The sequence below is a fragment of the Arthrobacter sp. MP_M4 genome, assembly GCF_035984855.1.
Classification (GTDB): Bacteria; Actinomycetota; Actinomycetes; order Actinomycetales; family Micrococcaceae; genus Arthrobacter.
In genome coordinates this window covers 1-19080 of the sequence record NZ_JAXCHX010000024.1, presented here as the reverse complement: position 1 = coordinate 19080, position 19080 = coordinate 1, and the positions used below count along the sequence as shown (strand labels likewise).

Genomic DNA, 19080 nt, shown 5'->3' with positions numbered 1-19080 from the left:
CACGCCCCGCTGAAAAGGAAGCGCCATGACAGAGATCACCATTATCGGCAGCGGCAATATGGCACGCGCACTCGGTCTCCGCGCCGTGGCAGCAGGACGATCGCTCCAGATCCTGGACCGGGCGCCGGAGCACGCGGCCAAGCTGGCCGCGGAGCTCGGCTCCGGCACTTCCTCTGGGGGACTTGGTGAGATCCCGGAGGGAGACATCGTGGTGCTTGCCCTTTACTTCGGGGCAGCCCAGGAGGTGGCCACGCACTTCGGCGACACCCTCAGCGGCAAAACGGTCGTGGACATCAGCAACCCGATCAACATGGACACTTTCGATTCCCTCACCGTCGGGCCGGGGACCTCCGCCGCTGAGGAGATCGCAGCCCTGCTGCCTGGAGCCGACGTCGTCAAAGCCTTCAACACGACCTTCGCCGGACCGCTGGCGGCGGGGGCGGCGGGCGGGATGCCGCTGGATGTGTTCATCGCCTCCGACTCCGAGGACGCAGCCAACCGCGTCGCATCATTTGCAGCGGCCGGGGGACTCCGGCCTCTGCGGGTCGGTGGCCTGCGGCACTCCCGTGAGCTGGAAGGCTTCCAGCTCCTGGTCATGGCGCTGCAGACCAATTCCGCCTACGAGTCCTTCAACTGGGACACCGGCCTCAAGATTCTCGACTAGACAGCGCCGGTAGACAGCGCCGGCGGACCCGCGGACGCACCGCCGGTCCGCCGTCTCAGCCGGCTACAGCGACACAGTACCGCTTTCGCCCACGCTCATTCGGCTGTTCGTGACCTTGGATTTGACCCACTGCAGCACTGTCGCGGCCGTTCCGCCCGGGCTGGTCCAGTATTCGGCGGAGTCCGAATCTACGCGCAGCAGCACCACTTCCGGAGTATCCGGACCGTCCGGGAACCAGGCCTCGACCATCTGGTTCCAGAGCTCGTGGATCTTTGCGCGGTCCGTGACGATCTCTGCCGTTCCGGCCACGGAAACCCATTCCGTGCCCTTGCCGAACGAGACATTGACCCCCGGGTGGGACCGGACGTGGGCCACCTGCGAGGTGCTGGCAGAGGTGAAGAACCACATGTCGCCGTCGTCCTTGACGTCCTGGACCGCCAACGGCCGGCTGACCAGGGCACCTTCCTCGTTGACGGTGGTGAACATTCCGATCCGCGAATCGTTGATGATGTCCGTAACTTTGCTGATGTTTTCTGCGTCCGACATACTGTCACCTCGTTTTCGTTCCGAACGGGGGAAAGTCCCCCTCCCGCCAGCCTATTGGTAAGTGTGCTTGCTTTCCAATGGCTGCCGGAAGAAGGACCCTCCCCTGCGCTGCTGCCCGGGCTTAATATCCCTGGCGCAGAACCTTGCCCCTGAAGAACTCCGGGCGGATTTTCGCCATGACCAGCATGAGTACCACGCCCAGCAGGATCACGCCCATCCCAAGAATGAACACGAGGCCGATGCCGCCGACGGAGGAACCGGACCCGTACGCCGGATCCATGGAGTCATAGGCCGTCTTGACGAACATCACCAGCAGGATGACGCCGCCCAGGAGCGGAGAAAGGAACTTGAAGAAGAACGCATGCGCCCCCTTGAACGCCTCGCTTCGGAAGAACCAGACACAAGCCAGGGCGGTGATGCCGTAGTAGAAGCAGATCATCATGCCCAGAGCGGTGATGGTGTCCCACAACGCGTTTTCGGAGGTGGTCCGGGTAATGACGTAGAAGGCTGCGGCGGCGATCGCCGCAGCCACGGTGGCATAGCTCGGGGACTTGAACGTGGGGCTGATCCGGCCGAATTTCGCCGGCAGCGCCTTGTAATGGCCCATCGCCAGCAGCGTCCGCGCCGGTGAAACGAACGTCGACTGCAAGGAAGCGGCCGAGCTGCTCAGAATGGACAGGGACATCAGGATGGCGAACGGACCCATGACCGGCCCGGCGAGGACGGCGAAGATGCTGCCCTGGTTTTCCGGGTTCCCGGCTCCAAGGCCTTCCTGCCCGATGCCGGCAAACGAGAGCGTGGCCAGGGCTACTGTCATGTAAATGATCACGATGACCAGCACGGTGACGGTGGCCGCGCGGCCCGGGGTCTTCTCCGGGTTGCGGGTTTCCTCGTTCATGGTCAGGGTGACGTCCCACCCCCAGTAAATGAAGATGGAGAGGGAAACCCCGGCGGCGAAGGCGGAGAAGGAACCGACCGCAAACGGGTTGAACCAGTCGGGGGTGATCGCGGTGGCGTCAAAGGCTGATCCGTTGGCGACATGGCTGAAGGCGGCGACGGCGAACCAGCCGAGCACGAGGAGCTGGAATGCGACCAGCACGTACTGGACGCCCTTCGTGGTTTCCATGCCGCGGTAGGAGATCCAGCAGGCCAGCGCAATGAACACCAGTGTGGTGGCAATGTTGAGCGGCAGGTTAAGCGTCAGGTCAGCCAGTTCGGGGTTGCCGAACAGCTGGGCAAGCATGAGATAGAAGAAATCGACCGCAACGGCTGCGAGGTTGGAGAGCACGATGATGGTCGCGGCGATCAACCCCCAGCCGCCCATCCAGCCGATCCACGGACCAAAGGCACGCGAGGCCCACGTGAAGGAGGTTCCGGCGTCGGGCATGGCGTTGTTCAACTCCCGGTAGCCGAACGCGACCAGGAGCATCGGGACGAAGCCCACGAGGAAGATGGCCGGCAGCTGGACCCCGACTTCGGCGACGGTGGGGCCGAGGGCAGCGGTCAGCGTGTAGGCCGGGGCAATACAGGAGACGCCGATGACGACGGCGCCGATCAGCCCCACCGACCCGGCTTTCAAACCTTTGGCGCTGAGTCCAGCCTGGGTGTCGTGCGAGGTCTTGGACGTCGCGTGTTCGGTGCTCATTGGCGTGCCTCTCGGGAAGTTACATTCGAGGTTTCTGGGTTCTGGTCCTTGAGTTCGTAGCCGCTGGGCACCACAAGCATGGGCACCGGCAGGGCCCGCAGGATCCGGTTGGCGGTGCTGCCAAGGAATATGGAGCGGCCGTGGGCCAGCCGGCTTGAGCCGATCACCAGCACCTCGCCGTCTTCCCAACGGAGGTCATCCACGGCCTCCTCGACCGCCCGGCCCTGGGCCACGACGACGTCCGTCTCCGCCACGAGCGGGGCTCCCGACGGACTGACCGGGGCGGCTGCGGCAACAGTCTTTTCCGCGTACTCGCGGGCGGAGTCCGCCGCGCCGGAGGTATCGCCGCCGTCGAGCGCGAGCAGTGAGACGACCCGCAATGGAATTCCCCGGTTCGCCGCCATACCGATCGCGAAGTCGAGCAGCTTCCCGGCTCCGGCCCGGGTACCGAGTCCGCAACTGATCCTGGTCAACGCCTCCGTGCGGTGGTAGCCGTGGGGCGCCAGAGCCACCGGGACGGTGGACGCGTGCAGCAGGGAGCTGGCTACCGAACCGATGGTAAAGCGCTTGAAAAGCCCCGCGTTGGTTGCCCCGATAACCAGGATGTCCGCCCCAAATTCCTCCGCTGCCTCGATCAGCGCGTGGGCATCGGAGTCGCCGGTACGGATATGCGCCTGCGCCGGCACGTCATCCGGGACGAGGGCAAGGGCTTCATTCAGCCATTCGCGTGCCTGCTCGTGGAGAAGGTTCTCGAAACCGGCTTTGGGCGCATGGGCCGCTGCAAATTGCTGGACTTCCGGCACCACCAGCACCAGATCCAGGCTGGCACCGCGGCCACGGGCCAGTGCTACGGCCAGACTGACGGCATCGCGGCCTCTGTCATTGGCTGAATACCCCACTACGTAACGCATCTGGCCGGTCCTTTCTGAACTGTTAAGCGGTCTTGGGCGAAGCGAGGGGCTAACGGGAAGCCACGGGGGCGCGGTCTGCCGCAGCGACGATCCGGGCGGCGGTGTGGCGGCCCATCCGGATGGCACCATCGACGTGCTGGTACCCCTCGGCGGCAAGATCAGAGGACGACCAGTAGATCGGTCCAACCGGTGCGTGCTGGTCCTTTCCGTAGCGGTGCAATCCGCCCAGGTCATAGCTGGAGGCGTACGCGCCGCGGGTCCACTCCTCCGACCCCCAGTCCGACTCGTAGTAGACCTCCGGGTGGAGCGCTTTGTCGCCCAGGAATCCGGCAATGGATTCGAGGATGGCCCGGCGGCGTTCCTCGCTGCTGAGCTCGAACATGGCATCGGCCTTTTCGTCCGAAACGAAACCGACCAGCGTGCCCCGGGGGTCCTCATGGTTGGTGTTGTCATAGACCTCCTGGACCAGCGCGCCGGCTCCGAAGCAGGTTCCGGAGAGGCCGTCTTCGCGCCAGAACGGTGTGCTGTAGACAGCGTGGACCTTGATGACCAGGCCCAGCGACTGGTGCTGGTGCATCTGGTGCTGGCGGCGCGGCAGCGGCGGGTTGAAGGAGACCCGGGAGTACAGGTTGGGTGGCACGGCCATGATGACAAAACGTGCGTTCACGGTGGCGCGTTCTGAAACGGCGGTCACCCGCTCCCCGTTTTCTCCGCCGGGGGCAGGCCCCCAGTTGATAGTGCGCACGGGGCTGTTCAGAACAACATCCCCGCCCAGGTCCGCGGCCAGCAGTTCAGAGACCTTCTGCATTCCGCCGACCACGCGCTTGTCGAGAATAAAGTCCTCGTCGGTGAGGTGGCTGAATGATCCGGCGGAGGCTGCCATCAGCACTGCCTGCAGAGCCGAGAAGGCGTGGGCCGGCTTGGTGAGCATACCGCCGGCGATGAAGAGGCCGATGTTGTTGCAGGCCTCTTCATCGGTGGAGTTCTCCCGCAGCCAGTGATGGAAGGAGATGGTATCCAGCTCCCGGGCCTTGGGGTGAGACCACGGCTCCGTGGGGCCGACCTCGGCGGCCAGGGAATCCAGCAGGGCGGTGAGCTTGGCCATTTCGGCGGCGGTGGTCTCACTGACCGGAAAGCTGTCGCCGGTATAGAGGGTGCGTTCGCCGTCCGAGCCGATGTAGACGGAGTTGCCGTCGCGGTAGCGGGAATAGGTCTTCAGGGCGAGCTCATCGAGGAGCGCCAGCAGTTCGGTCTGGTCAGGCGAGACCCACTGGCCGCCAATCTCCAGCATTGCGCCGTCGATCGTATCGGTCCACGTGCGGCCGCCGACGCGGTCGCGGGCCTCCAGGACGGCGACGCTCAGGCCGGCCTTCCGCAATTCCCGGGCTGCGGTCAGCCCGGCAGGCCCTGCTCCGACGATGACGACGTCGCGGTCAAGTTCCAGCATGTTGTCCTCTCCGTGTCCGCGAAGTGATGCGGCCCACTAAATGAATGGCGTTCATTTATGTTGACTATAGACCCTTTGTGCGGTGCAGGGAAGAGTTCAAAGCCGGAAAGCTCCCGTCCGTAAAGTAGAGGCAGAATGGGAGAACCCCGAAGACACGAGAGAGGTCAGGAATGCCGGCATCCACCACCGCCCCCGCGGATCCGCACCGTCAGGACGCCGCACCGCGCCGCCGGGTGGGCAGGCCTGCCGCCGCCGTCCTTGACCAGGACGGCATCACGGCCGCGGCGCTGCAACTCATCAGAAGAAGCGGCTACGACGGATTCACCATGGCCGCACTGGCGCGGACCCTCAACGTGGCGCCGTCAGCCCTGTATAACCATGTCTCGTCCAAACGGGACGTCCTGGTCCTGGTCCAGGACCACCTGACCTCACTCGTTGACGTGTCAGCCTTCGAGGCCGAACCGTGGGAGCGGGCCGTGCGCAGCTGGGCTTGGAGCTACCGCGACGTGTTCTCCAAACACACGCCTCTAATCCCCGTCATCGCCGTACTCCCGGTGACGGACGCCCCCAAAACGCTCGCCATGTACGAGGCCGTCAGTGCCGGGTTCAGCCGGGCTGGTTTCCCACAGGAGCGGATTATCTCCTCGATAGTGGCCCTGGAATCCTTCATCTTCGGGTCGGCCTATGACGTCACCGCTCCGGCGGACATCTTCGACTCCGGAAGCATGGCGGCATCGACGCCGCACTTCACGGCCGCCGTGGCGCGCCTGGCCGCCCAAGGTTACCCGAACCAGGCCGACGTCGCGTTTGAGCTGGGACTCGATGCTCTGGTCGCCGGCTTCGGCGCGTCGCGACTGTAGCGGGGCGACCCCCGAACCAGTTTCGGGCGCAAAAAAAAGAACCCCGATCCGAAGATCGGGGTTCTCTCATTTGCGTGCGCGAGGGGGGATTTGAACCCCCACGCCCTTTCGGACACTGGCACCTGAAGCCAGCGCGTCTGCCGTTCCGCCACTCGCGCGCAACTTCCTCTGCGACACTTGCGGGCCGGAATACCGACCGCAAACCTCGTAAAAGCAGCGAGATCAAGCATAACGGACAACTGCGGGAAAACACCAATCGGCCCCCGGGCGGACCACCGCTGGCGGCCGTGCACGACGCGGGGGCGTGCTGCCGGGACCCCCCGACAGCGGACGAGGCTAATGTCAACGCAGGTCAGCGCGCAGCAGCGGCATTTCTCTGGCGGGGTGCCGCCACGTCCATTAAGGCCATTCCCAGACTCGCCCAGTAGTATCTGATGTAGGAGTGCCCGCCACCAGCGGGCTCCCGCAAATGTGGGAAACCGAGTTCCGGAACGAATGCTGCCCTGCAGCCGTCACGAAAGGAGAAGCACCATGGGATTGCTGGACAAAGTCGAGCGCGGCATCGAAAAGGCCGTCCGCGGGGTCTTCTCCACCGGTTCGCGCGCCCAGGTCGAGCCTGTCGAGATTGCCAGCCACCTTCGCCGCGAGGTGGACAACAAGGCGATCACGATCGCCGCCGGGCGGACCCTGGCCCCCAACGTTTTCGACGTACTCCTGAGCGACTCCGACTTCGGGCGCGCCCAGGAATGGGGCACGCCACTTGCTGAAGAGCTGTGCGACGTCGTCATCAACCACGTGCGCAGCCAGGGTTACACGCTCCAGGGTCCCGTCCGCATCAGCTTCCGCCGGGACGAGGAACGCCGTGCCGGGGATTTCGAGATCAAGTCTCGAACCGAAAAGTCCTCCGCTCCCGCCGGCGCAGCGCCGGCTTCCCACCCGGGCATGCCGGCCGCGCCGACGCGCCAGCCGGCGCGGATGCAACCTGTCCTGGACATCGACGGGCAGCGGTATTCTCTCAACGCTCCCTCGATTGTGCTGGGACGCTCCTCCGAAGCAGACATCCTTATTGACGACACCGGCGTCTCCCGCCGTCATCTGGAAATCAGAACGGGCCCGGGCACCGCCCAGGCCGTCGATCTGGGCTCCACGAACGGCAGTTACGTCAACGGCCACAAGATCGCGGGGTCCTCGGAGCTTACCGACGGGGCCACGATCACTATGGGACGGACCAAAATCATCTTCCGCCTTTTGCCCGCCAACCCAGGCGGCCGCCGGTGAGTGAACTGACCATCACCGCCCTCCGCTTCGGATTTCTCCTGCTCCTGTGGGTGCTGATCTTCAGCATTGTCGCCGCTATGCGCCGCGACCTCATGATCGGCAGCAAAGCGGCCGCGGGGGCGCCGACGGCACGGCAGGTACGCAAGAACCCTGCCCTCGCCGAGCCGGCCGCCGCCGCCAAACAGCAACCCCGCCAGCTCGTCGTCACCGAAGGCCCCCTTAAGGGCACCACAATCCCGCTGGCAGCGAGCCCTATCCTGCTCGGCCGCGCACAGGAAGCCACCCTCGTCCTGGAGGACGATTACGCTTCGGGCCGCCACGCCCGGTTGTTCCCGCAGGGCAGCCGCTGGTTCATCGAGGACCTGGGCTCTACCAACGGCACCTATCTGGCCGATCAGCAGCTCACCAGGGCACTGCCCGTTGAGCTGGGTGTCCCCGTGAGAATCGGCAAGACGGTCATTGAATTGAGGCCGTAGCCATGGCTGCTCCGGATCTTCCCGCAGACAAGGCCGAACGCACACCCCGAGCCTCCAAGCGGCCGCTCATCATGCGCTACGCCGCACGGTCGGACGTTGGCCGCGTGCGGGCGAAAAACGACGACTCCGCCTACGTGGGCCGCCACCTCGCGGTCGTCGCAGACGGTATGGGCGGACACGCCGGGGGCGACGTCGCCTCTGCCGCCACGGTGCTGGACATGCTGCATTTGGACAGCGATGGCTACGATGGCGACGCCGGCACCATCCTTGCCGATGAGATCCAGACCGCCAATTCGCTGCTCTCCGAACTCGTCCATATGAATCCCAAACTGGCGGGGATGGGCACCACCGTCACCGCCCTTCTGCTGGCCGAAGGCAAGCTCCACTTCGCCCACATCGGCGACTCCCGCGCGTACCGGCTTCGCAACGGGGAATACGAGCAGATCAGCGTGGACCACACCTTCGTCCAGCGCCTCATCGACGAAGGCCGGCTGCGGCCCGAGGAAGCCGAAACCCACCCCCACAAAAATGTCCTCATGCGCGTCCTCGGCGACGTCGATGCCAGTCCCGAGCTGGACCTGGCAACCCTGGAGGTCGAGCCGGGTGAACGTTGGCTTCTCTGTTCCGATGGCCTGAACTACGTGGCCGGCCACGTCGTGGAACGCACCGTCCGGGAGACCAGGGACCTGCGTGAGTGCGCCGAGCTGCTGGTGGACCTCACCCTGGAGGCAGGCGCACCGGACAACGTCACCGTGGTGATGCTGGAGATCACCGAGCAAACAACCGACGACGTCCGGACGGCCGCCGTCGACGTCGTCCCTTCCACGCCCCTTTCCATCCCGGGCACCACCGCAGGTACCGCCACCGACCCCCAGCGAACCGGAAGCACATTCGGGGCGGCGAAAACAGTGCAGGAGTCGGGTGGTCCCGCTGATCCGGAAGAATCCGTAGGCCCCACCGAAGACCACAGGGCCGAAAACGCGGGCCGAAAGGCAGAGCCCGGGACCGCCACCGATCCGCACCTTGGCGAACATCTTTCCGCCGAGGTCCTGCGCGAGGAACTGGCCGGCCGTCCCCACGAACTCGTCGGCGCCGCCGCAATAGCCGCCGCCTCGGGCTCCATCCCCACTGTGGCCGGCCGCACCATGGCCCGCCGTGCTGCGACGGTCCTGACCCACAAGTCGGAACAGACGAAGGACGAGGTTGATGTCGATTCGCCCGCCGTCCGGCCCCGACGCTGGCTGACAATCTCCATCGCCGCCGCCATCGTCGCCGTCCTCACGGTGGGTCTGTGGCTGGGCTACGCCTGGACCCAGACCCGGTACTACATCGGAGAACATGATCAACACGTGGCCATCTTCAACGGGGTTTCCCAGCGTCTTGGCCCCATCCAGCTCTCCACCCTCGAAACGGTGACCGAAATCCGGATGTCAGATCTTCCTGAATTTTCCCAGCAGCGTGTACGCCAGACTGTGCCGGCACGGGACCTTTACGATGCCCAGCGGATCGTCAAGAACCTTGAGCGCACAGGCACCACCGCCCCGGCTGACGAATGCATCACCGCGTCCCCGACGCCCACCGGCCCGACCCCGACGGCGACTCCGGGTGATACTGCCAGCCCCGGCACGTCCGGGACTGCCACACCGTCCCCGGCCGCAACAGTTCCGCTCTGCGAGGCGGTCAAATGACGCCCATCGATCCTACGCCCAGGCCGCGACGGAACACCGAACTCGTCCTCCTCGTCCTTGCACTCGCCGTAGGCGTCGGTGCCAATGCGCTGGTGGGGGTCGACCAGCAGAAGGCCTTCGACACCGACTTCTGGTTCCAGTCGAGCCTTTTGGCTGCGGCTGCCCTCGCCTTCCACATCGTTCTGCGCATCCGGGCAAAATATGCCGATCCGGTTATGCTTCCGCTGGTCGTGGCGCTCAACGGCCTGGGATTGGCCATGATCCACCGGCTGGACCGGGTCGGGGAAGACACGGGCAACAACCAGTTGCGCTGGACTGTCGTGGCCATGGCAGTTTCCATTGCCGTTATCTGGTTCCTCAAGGATCACCGGGTCCTACGCCGATTCACGTACATTTCGCTGGCCGTCAGTGCCGTCCTCCTCATCCTGCCGCTGGTCCCCGGGATCAGCGCAGGCGAAATCCTGGGCGCCCGGGTTTGGATCAGGTTTGGCTCCATGACCTTCCAGCCGGGTGAAATCGCCAAGATCACCCTGGCCATATTCTTTGCGGGGTATCTTTCCTCCAACCGGGACCTCATCCTGCTGGCGGGCCGCAAGGTCGGTCCCCTGCAATTCCCGCGGTTCAAGGACATGGGACCCATGCTGGCGGCCTGGCTGGTGAGCATCGGGGTGCTGATATTCCAGCGGGATCTCGGCTCCTCGATCCTGTTCTTTGGTCTCTTCCTGGTCATGATCTACGTGGCTACCAGCCGGATCAGCTGGGTGATTATCGGCGTGGCACTCATGGCCGCGGGCGGATTCGTGGCCTCCCGGGTCTTTTCCCACGTCGCCCTGCGGATTGACGGCTGGATCAACGCCTTCACCGACGAGGTCTATGGGCGCGAGTTCGGCGGGAGCCTGCAGATCGTCGAGGGGCTGTTCGGCATGGCCAACGGCGGCCTTGTGGGGACGGGCTTCGGCCAGGGGCGGCCCAACCTGGTTCCGTTCGCCAACAGTGACATGATCATCGCCTCGTTCGGCGAAGAGTTGGGTCTGATAGGCCTGTTCGCGATTGTCCTGATGTATCTGCTGCTCTTCACCCGCGGATTCCGTGCGGCGCTGGGTACCCGGGACGCGTTCGGCAAACTGCTGGCCACCGGGCTCTCCTTTGCCATAGCACTCCAGTGCTTCGTGGTGATCGGCGGCGTCACCCGCCTCATCCCTCTCACAGGCCTCACCACACCGTTCCTGGCGGCAGGCGGCTCTTCCCTCCTCGCCAACTGGATCATCGTGGGGCTGCTGCTCATGATCTCGCACGCGGCGCGCGGCCCGGTTGACACGACACCGCTGGCCCCTGGCGAGCAACCCGACCCACAGAAAGTCATTCCCGCCATGCCTTCGAAGCCGGCCACCGTTCCCGGCACGGGACAAAGCACTCCGGAAGCTCCCACCGAGGCGGTCAAGCTGTGAACCAAGCCATTCGTAATTCCTGGATCGCCGCGATCGCGATGTTCGTGTTGATTTTTGGTGCCCTCAGCTATGTCCAGGTGGTCGGCGCAGACGAGCTGGAAGCCAACGCCTGGAACAAGCGCACCCTGCTGCAGAACTATTGCAACGACCGCGGCGCCATCATTGTTGGCGGAACGCAGGTAGCGGAATCCGTGGCTGCCGATGAAAGCTGCAAGTTCCAGCGCACGTACACGCAGCCGGAGCCCTACGCGGGCATCACAGGCTACTTTTCCCGCAGCTTCGGCGTGACCGGGCTTGAAAAAGCCATGGGCAAAGAGCTCGCAGGCAGTTCGGATCAGCAGTTCCTGGACCGCGTGGGCCAACTCTTCCTGGGAAACCAGCCCAAGGGTGCTTCGGTAGAGCTCACGCTTGATCCCAAGATTCAAAAGCTGGCTTACGATCTCATCCCGGATGGCCAGCGCGGTTCGATCGTGGTGACCAATCCGAAGACCGGTGCAATTATCGCCATGGTCTCCAAGCCCTCCTACGACCCGAACCTCATCGCCACGCAGGATCCGGCAGCGGAGGCCGCTAACTTCGCCGCACTGAACAAGGTCCCGGGAATCAACTTGAACCAGAACGTCAGCGGGCCCACCGGGGCCTTGTTGGCTCCCGGCTCGGTCTTCAAGATTGTCGACACGGCCGCAGCCCTCGGCTCGGGTAAATACAACAAGGACAGCACCCTGCCCAACCCTGCGGAGATGTCCTTCCCCGGCATCGCGTACCGGCTGCCCAACTATGCCGGCGGCAACTGCTACACCCGCGACACCGCGACGTTCGCCTTCGCCCTCCAGCAATCGTGCAACACCCCCTTCGCCAGCATCGCGCTGGATCTCGGGCAAAAAGCCATCGCAGACCAAGCCGCGAAATTCGGTTTCGGGCAAGACTTTGGCGACCAGTTGAAGCTGGACTTTGCTCCGAGCTTCTTCCCCGACGAAGAGCTGGATGACGCTTCCCTGGCGCAGTCCTCAATCGGCCAGCGGGACGTGCGCGCCACGCCGCTGCAGATCAACACGATGACCGCGGCCATAGCCAATGGCGGCGTGCAGATGCAGCCGAACCTGATCAAGGCCGTGCGCTCTCCGGACCTGCGCCCCATCAACGAGCCGAAACCGCAGGTGCTGCGGACCTCCACGTCACCGGACATCGCCCGGCAAATTAACGAGTGGATGGTCAGTGTGGTCAGCGACGGCATTGGACGCGCCGCGGCGGTGCCCGGGGTCAAGGTGGCCGGCAAAACCGGCACCGCGGAACTCGGCGACGGCCTGAACAACTCATGGTTTACCGGGTTCGCCCCGGCGAATGACCCGCAGGTGGCTGTCACCATCGTCATGGAAGGCGTAGACATCACTACCGGCGCAAAGCTAACCAGTCCGAACGCGAAGAAGATCTTTGAGGCGGTGTTGAATAAGTGAGGCCTTCATCAGGAATCACCCTCGGCGGCAGATTCCAGCTGACGACGCGTATTGCGATCGGCGGCATGGGAGAAGTCTGGAAAGCCAAAGATCTGATCCTTGGCCGCATTGTCGCCATCAAGGTGCTCAAGGAGGAGTACACGGGCGATCCCGGCTTCCTCCAACGGTTCCGGGCCGAAGCCCGCCATACTGCGCTGCTGAACCACGTCGGGATCGCCAATGTCTTTGACTACGGCGAGGAAGAAGGCTCCGCCTACCTCGTCATGGAGCTGGTCCCGGGCCAGCCGCTGAGCAGCATCATCGAACACGAGCAGGTGCTCTCCCCGGACCGCACCTTGTCCATGATCGCCCAGACGGCGCGCGCCCTCTCGGTTGCCCACGCCCAGGGCTTGGTCCACCGCGACATCAAGCCGGGCAACCTGCTGATCACCCCGGACGGCCGCGTCAAGGTCACGGACTTCGGCATCGCCCGCCTCGCGGATCAGGTTCCGCTCACCCAGACCGGCCAGGTGATGGGAACCGCCCAGTACCTGGCCCCGGAACAGGCGACCGGCCAGCTTGCCACCGGCTCCTCGGATATCTATGCCCTGGGGGTGATCGGGTATGAGTGCCTCACAGGACGCCGCCCGTTCTCCGGCGAATCGCAGATCGCCATAGCCCTGGCCCAGGTCAATGACGCGCCGCCGCCGCTGCCGGAATCACTTCCCAAGCCGGTCCGTGCCCTGCTCATGTCCATGCTGGCCAAAGACCCCAAGAACCGCCCGGCAGACGCCCTTAAGCTTTCCGAAGCGGCCGAAGCCATCCGCAAGGGTGACATCGCCGCTGCCCACGCCGCAGTTCCCGGCATGCTCCTCTTCGAGGCGGCGACCGGGCCCATCACGGCGCCCGTGGACGTCCCCACGGCAACGACCGGGGTTATCAGCGCGGGAGAGCGGGCGACGTCGGCCACCTCGGCTTTGCCGGTGGTAGGCGCCGCCGGAGCGGGGGCCGCGGCGGGGCATGCTGCCGGGGCAGCCGCTACAAGCGCCTACGGCGCCAGCAACAATCCCGCACGCGCCGATGCCCTCGCTGCGGAACGCAACTGGGTTCCGGAAGACGACGACTACGACGAGCCCGTCGACGAACCGGCGCGCCGCGGCCGCAGCCCTTGGACCTGGCCGCTGGTTGCCCTGATCCTGCTGGTGTTGTTTGCCCTGGTGGGCGTGATGCTGAGCCAGGCCGGGATCCTGTTCCCACAGACCCCGGCCAGCAGCAACGCCGTCACCACCGGCGCCGCCACCGCGGCGACGACCAGCGCCCAGCCGACGACGACCAGCGCTTCACCCACATCTTCGAGTGCCAGTCCCACCAGCAGCTCGGCAACGCCCACGGAATCCACGCCGGCTGCCATCAATGTGATACCGGAAAGCTATCTGGGCCGCCCCTACAACGAGGTCCGCAGTGAACTTGGCAACTTGAACCTGAAAGTCACCGGCGCTGAAGTCTTTGACGACTCAACGCCGGGCACGGTGATCGACATCAACCCCTCAGGCCAGGTCCAGCCTCTCGACACCATCACCGTGAGCTACTCCAAGGGACCGGAACCCACTAAGGCACCTGAGACCGCGCCGGTGCCGACACTGCAGTCCGGCGCAAGCGAAGCTGCCGTCCAGCAGGCCATCCAGGCCGCAGGCCTGCGCTGGGCCAAGGGCGCCGACGTGGCACCCACCAACAAGAAGGAAGCGGCAGGCACCTTCGTCAGCGCCGAACCCGCTTCGGGCAGCAAAGTCATCGCCGGTTCCGTCGTGACCTACCATCTGGCCAAGGCCGCTCCCACGACCGCGGTCCCGACGCCCACCCCGACCCCGAGCCCCACCGGAACGTAGGCCGCAATGTCCATTTCACCCCAACCCCCATCGCACCGGGAGGACCGCAGCCCCGCGAAAAGGCAGCGCGTTCTTAGCGGTCGCTATGAGCTGGGTGAACTCATCGGCCGCGGAGGCATGGCCGACGTCTTCCGTGGTGTGGACACCAGGCTGGGCCGCACCGTGGCCGTCAAACTGCTCCGCCCGGATCTGGCCCGGGATCCGCAGTTCCAGGCGCGCTTCAAGCGCGAGGCACAGGCGGTGGCCGCACTGAACCACTCGTCCATCGTTGCCATCTTCGACACCGGCGACCACGCTGTCCCGGGCGATCATGAGGACACTGTCCGGGTCCCGTTCATCGTCATGGAGTTCGTTTCCGGAAAAACCATCCGTGACTTGATCAAAGCCCATGAAGTCAGCATTGACCAAGCCATCGACTTCACGCTGGGAGTGCTCTCAGCCCTCGATTACAGCCACAAGGCCGGGATCGTCCACCGCGACATCAAGCCCGCCAATGTGATGTTCTGCCCGGACTCCAACAGCGTCAAGGTGATGGACTTCGGGATCGCCCGTGCTATGGCGGACTCGGCGGCCACCATGACCCAAACCCAGGCCGTGGTGGGCACTGCACAATATCTTTCCCCTGAACAGGCCCGCGGGGAGACCGTGGATGCCCGCAGCGACCTGTACTCGGCCGGATGCCTGTTGTACGAAATGCTGGCCGGCCGGCCCCCTTTCATTGGCGACAGTCCCGTCTCCGTCGCCTACCAGCACGTTCGCGAAATTCCCGAGCTTGCCAGCAGCCTGAATCCCGACGTCTCCGAGGCCCTGGACAGCGTGCTGATGAAAGCGCTGCAAAAGAACCGTGCGGACCGGTTTCAGGATGCCGCGGCGTTCCGCCGCGCCCTGCGGGCCGCGCGGAGCGGAGTCGGAGTGGTTCCGCCCTCTGCAAGCGAAGCGCCCACCAACCCGAACGATACGGTTCCGGCGCCGGACAACGCAGCAACAACGGCCATGCCGGTGACCGGCGCAAAGTTCCTCGATGAGACCCCCACGGGCAGGCTCTGGTCCGTTCCGGACGCGTCAACCGATACTTCCCACGCCCCGCGGGGTCACGGTGTCCAATATGATGCTGCGGACACCGGCAGCCTGCCGTTGGTCCTTCCGCCCGAGCGGGAAGTTACCCAGCACCAGACGTCCCGCCGCCGGACGTGGATTGCCGCCCTCGTGCTCGTTACTATCCTCGTACTGGCAGGAGGCGGTCTCTGGCTGTACAACATGATGAACCAGGCACCGGCCCCGGTGGCCAAGGTCCTGGTGCCTTCAGTGACGTCATTGACGGAGACCGAGGCTCTCCAGAGGCTTTACAACGCCGGGTTGAAACCCCAGCTGAACCGGATGCAGCACGAGACCATCGCCAAAGGTCTCGCCGTCGGGACTGTCCCGGCCACAGGTACTACCCTGGATCCGAATTCGGACATTACGTTGAACATCTCCGAGGGCCCCAGTGTCATCACCATTCCTGCCGACCTCCCCGGGCGCACGGAAGCGGCTGCCCGCGACGTCCTCCGCCAAAACGGGCTCGCCGGGGCACCCGGCACCACCATGGCCAACAGTCCCACAGTGCCCGCCGGCATCGTGATCACCACCAATCCGGCCCCCGGCCAGAACGTGGCGGCCGGAAGTGCGGTGGAAATCATCGTCTCCACCGGCAAGGTGGTGGTTCCCCAACTCATCGGACTTCCCCGGGCCGAGGCGGAAGCAGCTCTGAAGGCTGTTGGTCTTGGTATGAATGCCACGGAGGTGGAAAACTCCCAGGTGGAGCCTGGAAAGATCACCGGCCAGGCTGATGCGGCGGAAGCCCTCGTGGAACAGGGCAAGACCGTCACCGTCACCGTGGCCAAGGCTCCGCCGCCACCTCCGCCGCCGAGTCCCGAGCCGACACCAACCCCCACGCCAACGCCCACCCCGACACCCTCGCCGACCAAGACTGGCAAATCAGAGGGAACCTAGCTGGTGGCCAGCGCCGTGATCAGTGCTTGATGAGCGGGCTCAGCGCGGCCGCACGCGCGGCGGCACCTGCCATGCCGAGGGATTCAAGCCAGTTTCCGAGCAACTGGTAGCCCCCCTCGGTCAGCACGGACTCCGGGTGGAACTGCACCCCGCAGAGGGGGGCCGTCCGGTGTTGAAGTCCCATCACCACTCCGCTGGCCGTCTCAGCCGTGATGTCCAGGACCTCCGGGATGCTGTCGCGGACCGCGGCGAGGGAGTGGTACCGGGTCGCCGTGAAGGGCGATGGCAGCCCGGCGAACACTCCGCCGCCGTGGTGCTCCACGAGCGAGGTCTTTCCGTGCATCAATTCAGGAGCGTGGGTGACTGTTCCCCCGTAGGCCTCGGCCAGCGCCTGATGGCCCAGGCACACTCCAAGCATCGGCTTTTCCTGGTTGCCGCACCATTTAATCAACTCAATGCAGACCCCCGCCCCGGCAGGGTTTCCCGGGCCCGGCGAAATAAGGACGCCGTCGCGGGCCTCGGCCAGGTCGATAGCCTCCGCCAAAGTGACGTCGTCGTTGCGGACCACTGTGGTTTCCGCCCCAAGCTCCTGCAGGTATCCCACAAGTGTGTACACGAAGCTGTCATAGTTGTCGACGACGAGAATCTTGGTTGTGTTCATGGGTGCCTTGCTGAACCAATCGTTGAATTGCCGAATCGGGGGATGTTCCGGGCGGACGCCGCGGCGGGAACTACAGCTAGAATTGGCTCCGACTAAGAACCCATACGTGACCAAGAGCGCGCTGACCGCCGGTGTATTCCTTCTTGCAGGATATCAAGCCAAAGCTGCGCTCCTGATCCAGCCGCCAGGAGGACCCGTGCCCGAGTCAAAGCGACGCAAACGCGCCACCCCCGCAACGCCGCAGACGTCCACCGCTCAAGACAACAAGCCCAACGCGGTCTGGTTCAAGCCGGTGATGTTCGGCCTTATGATCCTGGGCCTCCTGTGGATCATCACCTTCTACATCAGCGAAGGCACGCTTCCGGTCGCCGCCTGGGGAGCAGGCAACATCATGGCCGGTTTCGGCATCGCGATCGTGGGATTCCTGATGACCACCCGCTGGCGTTCCTGAACGCCGCAGTATGTCGCAGCAGACCGGTACACCAGGTGTGCCGGTCTTTTGCGTCTTCCGTCGGGCCCGCTGGGAACAAAGGGTGCCACAACAGAGAAGTATGAGAGCGAAGGAGCCCCGATGAACACGGCAGCCCTGGGTGCGGTGATCGGCGACGACGGCCTGGCCCGGCCGGCCTGGGCGGCCGTGGATCCCCTGCTGCGCGAGTATTACGACACGGAGTGGGGACTGCCGGTCCGCGACGAGCAGGGCCTGTACGAACGCATCAGTCTGGAGGCATTCCAGGCCGGTCTGTCTTGGGCCACCATTCTCCGCAAACGGCCGGCGTTCCGGGCCGCCTTCCGTGATTTCGATCCCGGGACGGTGGCTGCCTTCACAGAGGCCGACGTCGAGCGCCTCCTTCTGGACGCCGGGATCGTCCGCAACCGCTTGAAAATCCGGGCGGCCATCACCAACGCCCAGGCCACCCTTGCGCTGCGGGACGACGGCGGACTTGTCGACTTCGTGTGGTCCTTCCAGCCGGATTCCACCCCCGAGCCAGCCACCCACCAGGACGTCCCCACCACCTCACCCGAGTCCGTTGCCCTGTCCAGGGCGCTGAGGAAGCGTGGCTTCGCGTTTGTCGGACCCACCACCATGTACGCCCTCATGGAAGCCATCGGCATGGTCGACACCCACCTGCTGGACAGCCACCGAAGGGGCACGTCCGGCGTCTGGCCGCGCTGATCCCCTGCGCTGTGCACAACTCCTGACCCGGTTATCCACAGTGTGGGTAACTTTCGGCCCAATAATTCTCTCCGGGGTGCGTCGCCGCGCTCTGAAGGCCTCAGGAACACCGAGCCGACGACGACCCCAGCCGACGTTCCGGCCCGCCACTTATTAACAGTGTGGATTACCTGTGGATAAGTTTTGACCAGGAGGTTTCTGGCCGGCCGGACCACGCCCGGCGGATGGGCCCGTCGCCGGAACGGGTGAAAGTGCCGGAAATCAAAGTTATCCACTTAATAACAAAACAGTACCCACAACTTATCCACACCTGGGGATAACGGCCGTACAGACGAGTGCAACCGCAGTTTCAGCCGCCCAGTGGCGCCATCTAGGGCCGATTGCTTGGACAGACAAGTTATTAACACTGTGAATAAACTTGTTGACATCAAATTTTCCCGGGGGCGCCGTTCCATCCCCGCGTCCGGACCGCTGCAGCCGGGAGGAGCGGCAGACCGAACCGGTGACCGGCGGTTGCTGCCCCGGAGCGGAGTTGTCCACTTAATCACAGAGCAACCCACAGGACTTATCCACAATTGTGGACACACGGGAATGCCGCTCAGCATAATCGCCAGCACTGGCCGTCAGATCCGTGGAGAGAACATGAACTACAGGCGTGTAAGTTACCAACAGTGTGGATAAACCCTGTGGAAAAGTCTCCCCGGCGGCCGCGCTTGGTGGGCGGATCCGGGTCCGGTTGGTAATAGACACTCCCGCCCGGCTGCTTTTCGGCGCCCTCCACCGCGGCCGCGGAAATCCAGGGACTGCTGATCGGCAGGGGCCATCCCACAGCGGGCCGCCGGCGGGAATGCCCCACGGGGCGGCAGCTGAGCCCTAGGGCGTGTCTCCTAAATGAGGGGGTCGCTGGCTGGAATGCTTGTTGGGTGTCGCGAACATCTGTTTTGAGTGATGGCCAGTGGTCCCGGATT

Annotated in this window: 16 protein-coding genes and 1 tRNA gene; 11 read left to right on the top strand and 6 right to left on the bottom strand. The window is 64.7% G+C overall.

Annotation, left to right across the window (positions count from 1 at the left end):
• The first annotated feature begins 25 nt into the window (after positions 1-25).
• Positions 26-664: an NADPH-dependent F420 reductase gene (locus RCH15_RS15325; RefSeq protein WP_326961525.1), complete on the top strand. Its 639-nt coding sequence runs from the start codon at positions 26-28 to the stop codon at positions 662-664.
• Between the two features lie 63 nt (positions 665-727).
• Here RCH15_RS15325 and RCH15_RS15320 read toward each other — a convergent pair whose 3' ends face one another.
• The 4 genes from RCH15_RS15320 to RCH15_RS15305 form a co-directional block, all read right to left on the bottom strand.
• Positions 728-1210: a pyridoxamine 5'-phosphate oxidase family protein gene (locus tag RCH15_RS15320; RefSeq protein ID WP_326961524.1), complete on the bottom strand. Its 483-nt coding sequence runs from the start codon at positions 1208-1210 to the stop codon at positions 728-730.
• 121 nt (positions 1211-1331) lie between these two features.
• Positions 1332-2855 carry an APC family permease gene (locus tag RCH15_RS15315; protein WP_326961523.1) on the bottom strand — a complete coding sequence of 508 codons (1524 nt, stop codon included), beginning with the start codon at positions 2853-2855 and terminating at the stop codon, positions 1332-1334.
• Complete coding sequence (locus tag RCH15_RS15310; protein ID WP_326961522.1) at positions 2852-3766, bottom strand: universal stress protein; 915 nt, start codon at positions 3764-3766, stop codon at positions 2852-2854. Before RCH15_RS15310 ends, RCH15_RS15315 begins: the two co-directional genes overlap by 4 nt.
• A gap of 49 nt (positions 3767-3815) precedes the next feature.
• Positions 3816-5213 (bottom strand): flavin monoamine oxidase family protein, encoded by a 1398-nt coding sequence (locus tag RCH15_RS15305; RefSeq protein ID WP_326961521.1) that lies wholly within the window; start codon positions 5211-5213, stop codon positions 3816-3818.
• 170 nt (positions 5214-5383) lie between these two features.
• Between RCH15_RS15305 and RCH15_RS15300 the strand changes: the two genes are divergently transcribed.
• Complete coding sequence (locus RCH15_RS15300) at positions 5384-6073, top strand: TetR/AcrR family transcriptional regulator (protein ID WP_326961520.1); 690 nt, start codon at positions 5384-5386, stop codon at positions 6071-6073.
• Between the two features lie 75 nt (positions 6074-6148).
• Here RCH15_RS15300 and RCH15_RS15295 read toward each other — a convergent pair.
• A tRNA-Leu gene (locus tag RCH15_RS15295) sits at positions 6149-6231 on the bottom strand.
• A gap of 373 nt (positions 6232-6604) precedes the next feature.
• On the opposite strand from RCH15_RS15295, the gene RCH15_RS15290 reads away from it, so the two are divergent.
• The 7 genes from RCH15_RS15290 to pknB are packed head-to-tail and all read left to right on the top strand — an operon-like array spanning position 6605 to position 16274.
• On the top strand, positions 6605-7351 hold the full coding sequence (locus tag RCH15_RS15290; protein ID WP_326961519.1) for a DUF3662 and FHA domain-containing protein: 747 nt from the start codon (positions 6605-6607) through the stop codon (positions 7349-7351).
• Entirely contained in the window at positions 7348-7827 is a 480-nt protein-coding gene (locus RCH15_RS15285; RefSeq protein WP_326961518.1) for an FHA domain-containing protein FhaB/FipA, read from the top strand. Before RCH15_RS15290 ends, RCH15_RS15285 begins: the two co-directional genes overlap by 4 nt.
• Before the next feature lie 2 nt (positions 7828-7829).
• Positions 7830-9515: a PP2C family protein-serine/threonine phosphatase gene (locus RCH15_RS15280; protein WP_326961517.1), complete on the top strand. Its 1686-nt coding sequence runs from the start codon at positions 7830-7832 to the stop codon at positions 9513-9515.
• Positions 9512-10963 (top strand): FtsW/RodA/SpoVE family cell cycle protein, encoded by a 1452-nt coding sequence (locus tag RCH15_RS15275; RefSeq protein ID WP_326961516.1) that lies wholly within the window; start codon positions 9512-9514, stop codon positions 10961-10963. The genes RCH15_RS15280 and RCH15_RS15275 overlap by 4 nt, the downstream gene beginning before the upstream one ends.
• Positions 10960-12417, top strand: coding sequence for a peptidoglycan D,D-transpeptidase FtsI family protein (locus tag RCH15_RS15270; protein WP_326961515.1), 1458 nt, complete (start codon positions 10960-10962; stop codon positions 12415-12417). Before RCH15_RS15275 ends, RCH15_RS15270 begins: the two co-directional genes overlap by 4 nt.
• On the top strand, positions 12414-14282 hold the full coding sequence (locus tag RCH15_RS15265) for a protein kinase domain-containing protein (RefSeq protein ID WP_326961514.1): 1869 nt from the start codon (positions 12414-12416) through the stop codon (positions 14280-14282). The genes RCH15_RS15270 and RCH15_RS15265 overlap by 4 nt, the downstream gene beginning before the upstream one ends.
• A gap of 6 nt (positions 14283-14288) precedes the next feature.
• The gene (gene pknB / locus RCH15_RS15260) at positions 14289-16274 is read left to right on the top strand and encodes a Stk1 family PASTA domain-containing Ser/Thr kinase (protein WP_326961513.1); all 1986 of its coding nucleotides are present in this window, start codon (positions 14289-14291) and stop codon (positions 16272-16274) included.
• Positions 16275-16293: 19 nt separating this feature from the next.
• On the opposite strand, the gene RCH15_RS15255 is transcribed toward pknB, so the two are convergent.
• The gene (locus RCH15_RS15255; protein ID WP_326961512.1) at positions 16294-16935 is read right to left on the bottom strand and encodes an aminodeoxychorismate/anthranilate synthase component II; all 642 of its coding nucleotides are present in this window, start codon (positions 16933-16935) and stop codon (positions 16294-16296) included.
• A gap of 196 nt (positions 16936-17131) precedes the next feature.
• Here RCH15_RS15255 and RCH15_RS15250 point away from each other — a divergent pair, with 196 nt between their 5' ends.
• Complete coding sequence (locus RCH15_RS15250; protein WP_326961511.1) at positions 17132-17386, top strand: cell division protein CrgA; 255 nt, start codon at positions 17132-17134, stop codon at positions 17384-17386.
• Between the two features lie 120 nt (positions 17387-17506).
• On the top strand, positions 17507-18112 hold the full coding sequence (locus RCH15_RS15245; RefSeq protein ID WP_326961510.1) for a DNA-3-methyladenine glycosylase I: 606 nt from the start codon (positions 17507-17509) through the stop codon (positions 18110-18112).
• The last annotated feature ends 968 nt before the right edge of the window (positions 18113-19080 follow it).

What these genes read in the sequence shown, in the direction of transcription:
- RCH15_RS15325 (WP_326961525.1), top strand. Translation starts at nt 26, where the DNA reads ATGACAGAGATCACCATTATCGGCAGCGGCAATATGGCACGCGCACTC.
- RCH15_RS15320 (WP_326961524.1), bottom strand. Translation starts at nt 1,210, where the DNA reads ATGTCGGACGCAGAAAACATCAGCAAAGTTACGGACATCATCAACGAT.
- RCH15_RS15315 (WP_326961523.1), bottom strand. Translation starts at nt 2,855, where the DNA reads ATGAGCACCGAACACGCGACGTCCAAGACCTCGCACGACACCCAGGCT.
- RCH15_RS15310 (WP_326961522.1), bottom strand. Translation starts at nt 3,766, where the DNA reads ATGCGTTACGTAGTGGGGTATTCAGCCAATGACAGAGGCCGCGATGCC.
- RCH15_RS15305 (WP_326961521.1), bottom strand. Translation starts at nt 5,213, where the DNA reads ATGCTGGAACTTGACCGCGACGTCGTCATCGTCGGAGCAGGGCCTGCC.
- RCH15_RS15300 (WP_326961520.1), top strand. Translation starts at nt 5,384, where the DNA reads ATGCCGGCATCCACCACCGCCCCCGCGGATCCGCACCGTCAGGACGCC.
- RCH15_RS15290 (WP_326961519.1), top strand. Translation starts at nt 6,605, where the DNA reads ATGGGATTGCTGGACAAAGTCGAGCGCGGCATCGAAAAGGCCGTCCGC.
- RCH15_RS15280 (WP_326961517.1), top strand. Translation starts at nt 7,830, where the DNA reads ATGGCTGCTCCGGATCTTCCCGCAGACAAGGCCGAACGCACACCCCGA.
- RCH15_RS15275 (WP_326961516.1), top strand. Translation starts at nt 9,512, where the DNA reads ATGACGCCCATCGATCCTACGCCCAGGCCGCGACGGAACACCGAACTC.
- pknB (WP_326961513.1), top strand. Translation starts at nt 14,289, where the DNA reads ATGTCCATTTCACCCCAACCCCCATCGCACCGGGAGGACCGCAGCCCC.
- RCH15_RS15255 (WP_326961512.1), bottom strand. Translation starts at nt 16,935, where the DNA reads ATGAACACAACCAAGATTCTCGTCGTCGACAACTATGACAGCTTCGTG.
- RCH15_RS15245 (WP_326961510.1), top strand. Translation starts at nt 17,507, where the DNA reads ATGAACACGGCAGCCCTGGGTGCGGTGATCGGCGACGACGGCCTGGCC.